At 66.7% G+C, this 11,150-nt stretch carries 4 protein-coding genes; all 4 read left to right on the top strand.

Annotated features, from left to right (window positions below; genetic code table 11):
- Window positions 1-307: 307 nt before the first annotated feature.
- Window positions 308-3,325, top strand: coding sequence for a chemotaxis protein CheB (locus DDE13_RS20815; protein WP_162631141.1), 3,018 nt, complete (start codon window positions 308-310; stop codon window positions 3,323-3,325).
- Entirely contained in the window at window positions 3,312-5,429 is a 2,118-nt protein-coding gene (locus DDE13_RS20820) for a hybrid sensor histidine kinase/response regulator (RefSeq protein ID WP_162631142.1), read from the top strand. Before DDE13_RS20815 ends, DDE13_RS20820 begins: the two co-directional genes overlap by 14 nt.
- A 13-nt stretch (window positions 5,430-5,442) precedes the next feature.
- Entirely contained in the window at window positions 5,443-8,850 is a 3,408-nt protein-coding gene (locus DDE13_RS20825; RefSeq protein WP_111406145.1) for a PAS domain-containing protein, read from the top strand.
- Window positions 8,851-9,230: 380 nt separating this feature from the next.
- Window positions 9,231-11,150: type I secretion system permease/ATPase (locus tag DDE13_RS20830; protein ID WP_111406146.1), on the top strand; the 1,920-nt coding region annotated here is incomplete at its 3' end.

The raw sequence follows: 11,150 nt of genomic DNA on the forward strand, positions 1-11,150 counted from the left end.
CGTGCCGAGGGTGAATCATGTTCTCAAACCTCTGTCGAGGCTGGACTATTTCAGCGGCCTGCTAGGCAAGCCCCAAGACGGGCAAACCGAAACGCAAGGGGCTTGATGCGTTGCTCCGTGCGTAGGACGTCTTCACCCATGCAGGCATTCGCGGAAATGTCGGTTCCCGGCGCGCGTTTGACCGAATTGTGCAAATCGTTGCAAAATATTGAAATGTCGTGACTCTGGTGTCAGGGGTGCGCCAGGGCACTTGATGACGCCGAGTCATGGGGGCAAACTGTGTGCATTCTGGTACAAGGGATTTCCGATGGACGAAGTGCCAAGCCCCCTGTCCGATCCGCAAGGGCCGGGCTTTGAAGGCGTGGTGGTCGCGCTTGGCGCGTCCGCGGGCGGCCTGGAGGCGCTTGACCGCTTTTTCGGCAGCCTCCCACCTGTTGACTCCGCCGCGTTCGTGGTGATCCAGCACCTTGCTCCGGAACACAAGACGATGATGGACACGTTGCTGGCGAGGCACACGGCGATGCCGGTCGCGGTGGCAGAGGACGGTATGCCGCTACAGGGCGGGCATATCTACGTTCTGCCGCCCAATGCGGCGATGACGGTCACGGATGGCTGCCTGCGACTTGCGCCGCGGCCGGCCTCCGGGCTCAGTCTGCCCATCGACACGTTCTTCGACAGCCTTGCCACGGCCGCCCCGATGCGCGCGGTCGGGATCGTGCTGTCTGGGACCGGGGGCGACGGCAGCAAGGGCGTGCGCAAGCTGGCCGAAGCCGGTGCCTGGATACTCGTGCAGGATCCGGCCACCTGCCGTTTCGACGGGATGCCCCGCAATGCCATCGCCAGTGGCGCGACAGACCATGTCCTTTCGCCCGAGGGCCTGGCGCAGGAGGTGCTGGCCATCACCCGGAGCGGCGCGGTGGCGCGCCCCCGCGGCGCTGCGGACGGTCCGTACCTCGCATCGTCCGGTCATGCCGATCCGGCGCTGCGGATGCTTGAGCGGGCCATGCGCATCGACTTCGGCCAATACAAGCCCGCCACGCTGCTGCGCCGGCTCGAGCGGCGCATGAACGCAACCGGGTTCGAGCGGGTCGAAGCCTATGCCGATCACCTTGCAGCCACCCCGGAGGAGCTTGTCGCCCTGCGTCACGAGGTCCTGATCCCGGTCACCAGCTTCTTTCGCGACACGGCGGCCTTCAAGTCCCTGTCCGAAACCGCGCTGGCCCCGCTGGTCGCCGCGCGGGCCGGGGCGCCGGACGAACCGATCCGCGTCTGGGTCACCGCCTGTTCGACCGGCGAGGAAGCCTACAGCATCGCGATGGTGCTGGCGGACCTGATGCACGACGCGGGGCATGACCCAAACGTCAAGATTTTCGCCACGGATGTCGAACCCGACTACATTGCCCGTGCTGCCGCGGGCCGCTACAGTGCGGCGCAGGTCGCGGCGATTTCCGAAGACATCCGCGCGCGCTGGTTCGAGCAGCGGGACGATGGCAGTTGGCAGGTCCGGACGCGTCTGCGGCAACTGGTCGTGTTCTCGCGCCATGACCTTCTGGCCGATGCGCCCTTCACGCGCATGGACCTCGTGTGTTGCCGGAACATGCTGATCTACCTGCGGCCAATGGCCCAGCAGGGTGTCCTGCGGCGACTGACATATGCCCTGCGCGAAGGCGGCGTGCTGTTCCTGGGCAGCAGCGAGACGCCTGCCACGATGTCGGAGCATTTCGCCACGATCGACGGGCATCACCGGCTCTACCGGCTGCATCGCCGCATGACGGCGCTTCTACCGGGTGACATGCCGGTGCCGCGCGGCGCCCATCCGCCCGCGCAACGGGCTTCCGGTCAGGCGGCGGGCGCGACCGTCGTCGGCGACGAGGTCACGACTGCCCTTGCCGCGCTGGCACGGGCCTACGCGCCACCCGCCGTGCTGGTGTCGGCGGATCGCACCGTGCTGCACATGTTCGGAGATGTTCACCGCCTGCTGCGCCTGCGCACCGGCGCGCCCAGCTTCGATCTGTTGCAGCTTCTGCCCGACGAGGTGGCACCCGTCGTGGCCACGCTTCTGCATGCTGCGACGCGAGAAAAGACCCCGCAGCGGTCGCACGCGGTGCCGTTGCAGGCGCCGGACGAAGCACCCCTGCTGCGCCACGTGGCGGTCACGCCCATCATGTCCGAACAGGACGGGCGGGTCACGCGCCTGATCGTCGGATTCGAGGCGCCATCGAACCCGGTGGCCGCCGCCGACCTGTCGCCGCTCGATCCCGGCGCGCTCGCGGAAATGGGCAGCCAGCACTTCGCGGATCTTGAACGGGAACTCGACCTGACCCGCGCGAACCTTCAGGACACCATCGAGGACCTGAGCACCGTCAACGAGGAACTCCAGGCCAGCAACGAAGAACTCATGGCCTCGAACGAGGAACTTCAAAGTACCAACGAGGAACTGCAATCCGTCAACGAGGAACTGCACACGGTCAACGCGGAGTACCAGTCGAAGATCGCCGAGCTGAACGCGCTCAACGCCGATCTGGAAAGTCTCACCCGGTCCGCCGGGCTGCCGCTGCTGTTTCTCGACGGGGATCTGCGGGTCACGCGCTTCACACCGGAAGCCGCGGTACTGTTCCGGCTGCGCGAGGTCGATCTGGGCCGCCCGCTCACGGAACTGTCCCACGATCTGGACGACCTGCATCTGTTCAGCCGTCTGCGGACCGTGCGCGACACGGCCACGCCAAGCCGAACGGAAGCCACGGACGGAAACGGGCGCCGCTGGCTTGTGACGATCCTGCCGCATCCGGGCGACCTTGAGAGGGGCACGCGCATCGTCCTGTCCTGCATCGACGTGACAAGCCTGCACGATGCGGCACGCCTGCAATCGGTGCTCGATGCGCTGCCCGAATGCGTCGCCGTGCTGGATCGCAAGGGCAAGATCGCGCGGGTGAACGAATCCTGGCTCGACTTTGCCACCGCCAATGGCGGCGACCCTAAGGAACTGGGGGTCGGCGCGGATTATCTTGCCGTGTGCCGTGACGGCGCGGTCCATGAAAGCGACCCGCGCGTGGCGCTGGAGGGGATAGAATCGGTGCTGGCGCGCAGGAAGCGTCAGTTTTCCATGGTCTATCCGTGCCACGCGCCGGATGCCGAGCGGTGGTTCCTGCTCAATGTCGGTGGGCTTGAGTCGGGCGGCTGCGTCGTTTCACATTTCCGCCTGACGGGCTGGCGCGATACGATGCCCCATACGGATGTCGGCCCGGCGGCAGCAGGCCAATCCGGGACCATGTCGCGCACCGCGTCCGGCACCGCGAAGACAGGAGGCGTGCGTGACCGGCTCTGAAAAGCAAGATCGCGTTCCGGTGCCGCGCGATGAACGGGATATCCGCGACCGCGCGCTTGACGCGCTGCGTTCCGGGCGTTTCGCGGAAACCGAACGCCTGTTGCGCGACGGCGATCTGGGCCTCGCGGAGCTGACCCACGAGCTTGTCGTGCACCAGACCGAACTGGAGATGCAGGCCGAGGAGCTACGCGAAACCGGGCGACGGGAAATGCTGGCGCGCGAACATGCCCAGCAGCTGTTCAGCGCCCTTCCGGTCCCGGCCCTGACCGTGGAATCCACCAGCGGCGAGATCCTTCAGGCCAACGCCGCGGCGACAGCGTCGTTCCGTGTCACCGGCCCTTCGGCGGAATCACACGCGCTGTTCCGCCGGCTGGGCGAGGACGCCGGGCAGCAGGATGCCCTGGCGCAGGCGGTGGTGCAGGCCGCCGCCCAAGGCACGGCCGAGATGACGGAGGTCGCGCTGCGGCAGCGCGACGGGCGGACCATGCGCGGCCGGGTGCGACTCGAACGGATTGCGGGGGTCGATGACGGACCGCCGCGGCTTCTTGCGGTGATCGTGGACGAGACCGCGCAGCGCGAGGCGCTCGCCCGGCTGGACACGAGCGAGAAACGGTTCCGCGAGATCGCCGAAAGCGTTTCGGATGTCTTCTTCATGACCGAAGGTCCGGGCAAGAAGCGCACGGTCTATGTCAGCGACGGGGCGGCCCAGCTCTGGGGGTTCGATCCGTCGGACGGGCTTCCCCAGGGGTTCAATCCGCTTGCGACCTCTGTTCTGAAGGCAGACCGGCTGGCGCTGGACGAAGCCGTGGACGCCATGGACAGCAACGAGCTTGCCGTCGATTTCCGGATCGGGCGGCCCGACGGCACCGTGCGGTGGCTGTCCTGCAAGGCGCGGCTGGCATCCGACGGCGAACGGCTGATCGGCACGCTTCGGGATATCACGGACGCCCGGCGCAACGAACATCGCATGCAATGGCTGGAACGGCATGCGCGCTGCCAGGCCCGGATCCTGGAACTGGCCAACGCCCCGCGCACGCCGGACGCGACGCTCATCCCCGAAATCATCGCAACTATCGTCGCCAGCATGCGGGCCGACCAGCACCCGGCGGTCCGCATCGTACTGGGCGAAGACGAATATCTGAGCGAGGACTGGCGGGCGCCGCCGAACCCCTTGCGGGCACCCTTGCGCATCCGCGGCCACGACGAAGGCCTGATCGAAGCGGGCCACGCGCAACCGCGGTGCGAACGCCCCTGCGCACCGGATTCGCCGACATGCGCGTGCCGGCTGCTGTCCGGGGCATATGCGGTGGAGGATCGAGAAAGCTTCGACCAGATTTCGCGGCAGGTCGTCCGCATCCTCGAGAACCGCGCCATGTCCGACCAATTGGCGCAGGCGGAACGGCTGGCGACCATCGGCAAGCTGGCGGGCGGCTTCGCGCATGACTTCAACAATCTGCTCACGGTGATCGTGGGCCAGGCGGAAACGTTGTCCGAAGCACCGGACCTTGCCGCGCCGCGCCGGAAATCCGCCGACAGCATTCTCAACGCGGCGCTGCGCGCCAGCGACCTGACGGGATACCTGCTGTCCTATGCCCGCCGGCAGCCGCTTGCACCGGAAACGATCACCATCGAGAGGCTGCTGGACGAACTTCAGCCCATCGCCAGCCGCGTGCTTGGCCCCAATATCACGATCGCGACCCGCATCGGGGCAGGGGACCTTGCGCTGGAAGCCGATGCGGCGCTGCTTTTCAATGCGTTGCGGAACCTGTTGCTGAACGCCCGCGATGCCATGCCCGATGGCGGGCGCGTGACCTTCAGTGCCCATCTCAACGATCCGGAGAACCCGGCCTGCGGTCGCCCGGGCTGCATCGACGGTGTCTGCCTCGTGATCGAGGATTCGGGCATCGGCATGAGTCCGGAGGTCCTGGCGCGCGCCGAGGAGCCTTTCTTCACGACCAAGCCGCCGGGCAAGGGCAGCGGCCTGGGGCTGAGCATGGTGTCGGGCTTCACCCAGCAATCGGGGGGATGCCTGAGCATGTCTTCCGAACCCGGCGAGGGCACCCGCGTTACACTGTGTCTGCCACGGGCAAGAAACGCCCCGTGAAAGGACGCACAGGATGGATGACACGATGTCCGCAGTTGATCTTTCGGCCTATGACCGCCTTGCGCTTCCGGTCCTGGCGATCGACACTGCGGCACGATACGTCGTCTTTCTGAACAGGGCCGCCGCGGCCTGGCTTGGGGTCGATGCGGGCCGCGAAGGTCTGCCGCAGTCGGGCTTGGCGCTTGCAGACGTCGTGCTGTCAGGTGCCGAAGACACGGCGGATGCGTCCGGAACCGGGGACTGGAAATTGCGCCACGCATCCGGGGCGGTGCTGGACGCACGGGCAGACTGGCGGGGGGCGAAAATTGGCGCCATGGATGTGGCGCTGGTGACCCTCGTGCCGGGGCGCGGTCCGCGGCAATCCCGGGAACCGGATTATCGCTGTGCCTTCGACCGGGGCCAGCGCAAGGCACTGGTCGTCGCCGCCGACGATCACAGGATCGTGGCGGCCAATGATGCCTTCGTTGAGGCGACAGGCGCGGATCGGTCGATCCTGATCGGCACCCCCGTGGCGGAGACGTTTCCCGGCGCCGCCAATCCGCAGGATCCGACCGGGCTGGAACAGGCGCTGCGGCGTGTCGCGGTGACCCGCACGCCAGAGGCGCTGATCTGTCCGGGGGCAGGTGGCGAAGGCAAGGCGTGGATCATCAGTGCAACGCCGATGACGGACCCCGACGGCACGGTCGACAACATCCTGCTGGAAGTCGCGGCGGCACCGCCCCTTGACGGGCCGACCCCCGCGATCGGGTCGGGCATCGGCCTTGTGCGCGCCGCCATGCGGACCTTCGACGAACATGCAGCACGGCGGCGCACGGCCGAGGGGCTTCTCGGGATCGGGGCTTGGGATCTCGATGTCGAAAGCAACAAGCTTGCCTGGTCGCCCAAGGTCCACGAGGTCTACGGGGTTCCATGGGCCAGTCCGGCGCCGGATTTCGACGGCTACGTGGCACTTGTCCACCCCGACGACCGGGCGCAGATGCTGGCCGCCTATGCCGACTTCGCCGAAGGGCGCACGCAGAAGCTGATCTTTCGCCACCGGATCCAGCGTGCCGACGGCAGCATCGTCCATGTCAGCGGTGTCGGGGAACGCCACGTGATCGCAGGCCGCGAGATCGTCACCGGGTTCGTGCAGGACGTGACCAATTTCGTGCAGACCCGCGAGAGGCTGTCGCAGATGGAACACCTTCTGGCCATGGCGGGCAGCAAGGTGCGGCTGGGGGGATGGCGGGCGGAGCTTTTTCCGGAACGGGTGATCTGGACCCCCGAAACCTGTGCGATCTATGACGTGCCCCCCGATCATCAGCCGACCATCGAAAGCGCGCTGGAAAGCTACGTTCCCGAAGACCGCGACCGGATCTCGCAGGCCTTCTGGAACTGCGTGAACGACGGCGTGGAGGCCGACGAGATCGCCCGGATCGTGACCGCCAGCGGGAGCACGCTATGGGTGCGCGCGATTGCGGCGCCGGTGCGGGACGAGCGCGGCAGGATCGTGGCCGCGCAGGGTGCATTCCAGGACATCACGCCGCTGATGAAGGCGCGGATGGATGCGGAAGACGCCAACCGCCGCTACCGCGAGACGCTGGAAAGCATCGGCGACGCTTTCCTGAAGCTCGACCGCGACTGGTGCTTTACATACGCCAACAGCCATGCGGGCCGGATGCTGCAACGCGATCCCGAGACGCTGATCGGCCGGCATGTATGGGCGGAGTTCCCCGAAGCGGTCGGATCGGCGTCGCAGCTTGAGTACGAACGCGCGGTGGCGACGCGCGAGACGGCGCGCTTCGAAACGTACTATCCCCCGCTGGACGCGTGGTTCGACGTGTCCGCCTATCCCGTCGCGGACGGGCTGGCCATCTATTTCCGGGATGTGACCCAGCGCAAGGAGATGGAAGCAGAGGCGCGCGCGCAACGCGAACGGTTCGAGCTGATCGCCCGTGCGGCGCCGGACCTGATCCTCGACTGGGACATGAACGAGAACAGGTTGTGGGCGAACGATGCGATAACAAAGGTGTTTGGCTACGCGCCGGATGAAGTCCGGTCCGATCCGGTGTTCTGGCAGGGCCTCGTTCACCCCGAGGACCGCGACCGTGTCGGCACGGAACTGGCGCGCGTGCTGGGTGGGACGGACACGATGTGGACGAACGAATACCGCTTTCTCCGGGCCGATGGCAGCTATGCCACCGTGCTCGACCGCGGTTTTATCCTGCGCGACGCAGGCGGGCGCGCGGTGCGGATGATCGGCAGCCTGGTCGATCTGACGGAACGGCAGGAACTGGAACGGCGGCTCGACCGGGTCCAGCGGCTGGAAGCGATCGGACAGTTGACCGGCGGCGTGGCGCATGACTTCAACAACCTCCTGACGGTGATCCTCGGCAATGCCGAGGCGATGACCGATGCTTTGACGGATCAGCAGCAGTTGCAGATCATGGCCGACATGACCGCCAAGGCGGCCGAACGCGGTGCGGAACTGACGAACCGGCTACTGGCCTTTGCCCGGCGGCAGCCGCTGCAACCCACGCGGGTCGATATCAACCGGCTTCTGAAGGACAGCGAGGCGCTGCTGCGCCGCACCATCAGCGAGGACGTGGAAATCGAGGTCGTGCGCGGCGCGGGGCTCTGGCCCGCCGAACTGGACGCCGGCCAGCTTGAAGTGGCGCTCATCAATCTTGTGCTGAACGCGTCCGATGCACTGCCGCAGGGTGGGCGGATCACCATCGAAACCGCCAATTCCCATCTGTCCGAAGACTATGCGCGCGCCTATTCCGAGGTAACGCCGGGCCAGTACGTGCTCGTGTCGGTATCCGACAACGGGATCGGGATGGATGCCGAAACCGTTGGACGGGCGATCGAGCCGTTCTTCACCACGAAGGACATCGGCAAGGGCAGCGGTCTCGGGCTGAGCATGGTGTTCGGTTTCGTGAAACAGTCCAACGGCCATCTGACGATCTATTCCGAACCGCGCGAGGGGACGACTGTCAGGCTCTATTTCCCGCGTGCCGGTCTGCGCGCGGTCGCCGCCGAAGCCGCGCGGGAGCGGGCAGACATGCCGGGGGGCACGGAACACATCCTGATCGCCGAAGACGACGAACTGGTACGCACGCATCTTGCCGCGCAGTTGGCGAGTCTCGGGTACCGCGTGACCGAGGCCGCCAACGGCCCCGATGCGCTGGCCTTGCTGGCGGATCTCGACGATGTCGCCATGTTGCTGACGGATATCGTGATGCCGGGCGGTCTGAACGGGCGCGAACTGGCGGAACGGGCGGTGGCGATAAATCCGGGGCTGAAGGTTCTTTACACGTCCGGCTACAGGGAAAACGCCATTGTCCACCAGGGGCGGCTCGATCCCGGCATCGACCTGCTGAGCAAACCCTACCGGCGGAAGATTCTCGCCGACAAGGTGCGCACGGTCCTGGACCGCTGAACCCGCGATCATCGCCCGAATCGTGACGACCGGCCGGGGGCCGGGCGCGTCCCTTCGGGCGTGCCGTCTTTGCGGGGGTCTGTGCGTGCCGTCGTGTCACATCCTGTGCATGTCGTGCCGGATGGCACACATCGACTCACGAAACCCGAACCGTACCAAAGATTTCATACGCGTTATGGATGTACGGCCTGTTTCTCCATTTTCTGAAAAAAACTTTCTCGAAACATGACACGCGCGCCAAATGCTCCAGACATCCGCCTCCTAGGGTTGTGACATCGCCGGGATGTGTCCCGGCCTCCTCTCCGGACTAACGAGCCGATCCGCCCGCAGGCGCCGTGCTTCACCTGCGGATCGGCCCAACCCGCAAGGCAGGATCCGACATGACAACCAGCACTCCGCCCGGACGGCCCGAACTGCGCAAGGCCCTTGCCGTCAACTGGCCGCTCGTTTCGTTCGTTGCCGTGTTCAGCGTCTTCCTGAACATCCTGATGCTGACCGGACCGATCTTCATGCTCCAGGTCTATGACAGGGTGCTGGCCAGCCGGTCGGTGGAAACCCTTGCCGTCATGACCCTTCTGGTCGTCTTCCTGTTCGCCGTCATGGGCATTCTCGACTATTCCCGCGACCGGGTCCTGTCGCGGATCGCGACCCGGTGCAATCTGCACCTGTCGCGGCGCGTGTTCTCCGCCAATCTCCGGGCGATGGACTTGGCCGGTTCCGGTGCGGCTGGCTGCAACGGACCGCGCGATCTCGACAGTGTCCGGCGCCTGATGGCGTCGCCGGTCGCGGCGGCGATGTTCGACCTGCCCTTCACGCCGTTCTTTCTCGCGTTTCTCTTCCTGTTGCACCCGGCGCTTGGTGTTCTGGCACTTGGAGGGGGCGGGCTCATCATCCTGATGTCCGTTCTCAACCACGTCCTGTCGCGGTCGATTTCCAGGGAGGCGGATACCGCCCGCGCCGCGACCGGCGGGCTTTCGAACCGGCTGCAATCCGACTCCGACACGCTCCGCGGGTTGGGGATGCAGGATGCGGCCTTCGACCGCTGGTTCGCGCAGCATGTCGATGCGCAGGCCAAAGACCAGATCCTTGGCGACCGGCAGTCCAAGTTCTCGACCTTCACCAAGACCTTCCGGCAGCTTCTGCAGTCCCTGATGCTTGCACTCGGCGCATGGCTCGTCCTGCGCGGCGAACTGACGGCGGGCGCGATGATCGCCGCGTCGATCCTGATGGGCCGGGCGTTGCAGCCGGTCGAACTGATCGTCGGACGCTGGGCGATGCTGCAAGGGGCGGCGCAATCCTGGGCGCGGCTGGGCGACCTGCTGGCCCGGAATCCGGTCCCCGCGACGGGGATGGACCTGCCCCGCCCGTCCGGTCGTCTCGGCGTCAAGAGTGCTGCTGCGATCCCTCCGGGCGAGAAGATGCCCACGCTCCGGGGCATCGACTTCGACCTTCAGCCCGGCGAGGTGATGGGCGTCATCGGCGCGTCCGGATCGGGCAAGACCAGTCTCGCGCGGATTCTCACCGGAAGCTGGGCACCCGCGGCGGGGACCGTCCGCCTGGACGGCGCGTCGATCCAGCAATACCGCGAGGATCGCATCGGCGCGTATATCGGCTACCTGCCGCAGACCGTGCGGCTGTTCGACGGCACGATCGGCGAAAACATCGCGCGCCTGCACCCGGACGCAAGCGACGACAAGATCGTGCAGGCGGCCAAGAACGCCTGTGCCCATGACATGATCGTCGCCCTGCCGATGGGGTACCACACACCCGCCCGCATGGCCGGATCGCAGCTTTCCGGCGGACAGATGCAACGCATCGGGCTGGCGCGCGCGCTGTATGGAAAGCCGGCGCTGCTGGTGCTGGACGAACCAAACGCCAGTCTCGATGCCGAGGGCACGCAGGCGCTTGAACAGGCCGTCGCCAAGGCGCGGGCCGACGGGTGCAGCGTGATCATCATGACCCACCGTCCGGGTATCCTGCGCCAGTGCAACAAGCTTCTGGTCCTGAACAAGGGGCGCCAGGTCGATTTCGGCCCGCGCGAAGAGGTTCTCAAGAAGCGGCTCGCGCCGGTGGTGTCAGCAGACAGCGGCAACGGCCCTGCGGTTCGCGCGGATGGCCTGGGCAGACTGGGCGGAACCGCGGGATCGGCCAGGCCGTCGGTGGCCGCGGCCGGGGCTGCCCGGGCGGTCGCCCTCCGGTCCCGCGGTCCGGCCATGGGACAGGCGGCGGCGAACGTATCCCCGGTGCAAGATCCTGCAGCGATGACCTCGGGCGGCGGGGCGGCCGCCGGTGCCCCGCCG

It is taken from the genome of Meridianimarinicoccus zhengii, from assembly GCF_003254465.1.
Taxonomy (GTDB): domain Bacteria; phylum Pseudomonadota; class Alphaproteobacteria; order Rhodobacterales; family Rhodobacteraceae; genus Meridianimarinicoccus; species Meridianimarinicoccus zhengii.

What these genes read in the sequence shown, in the direction of transcription:
- DDE13_RS20815 (WP_162631141.1), top strand. Translation starts at nt 308, where the DNA reads ATGGACGAAGTGCCAAGCCCCCTGTCCGATCCGCAAGGGCCGGGCTTT.
- DDE13_RS20825 (WP_111406145.1), top strand. Translation starts at nt 5,443, where the DNA reads ATGGATGACACGATGTCCGCAGTTGATCTTTCGGCCTATGACCGCCTT.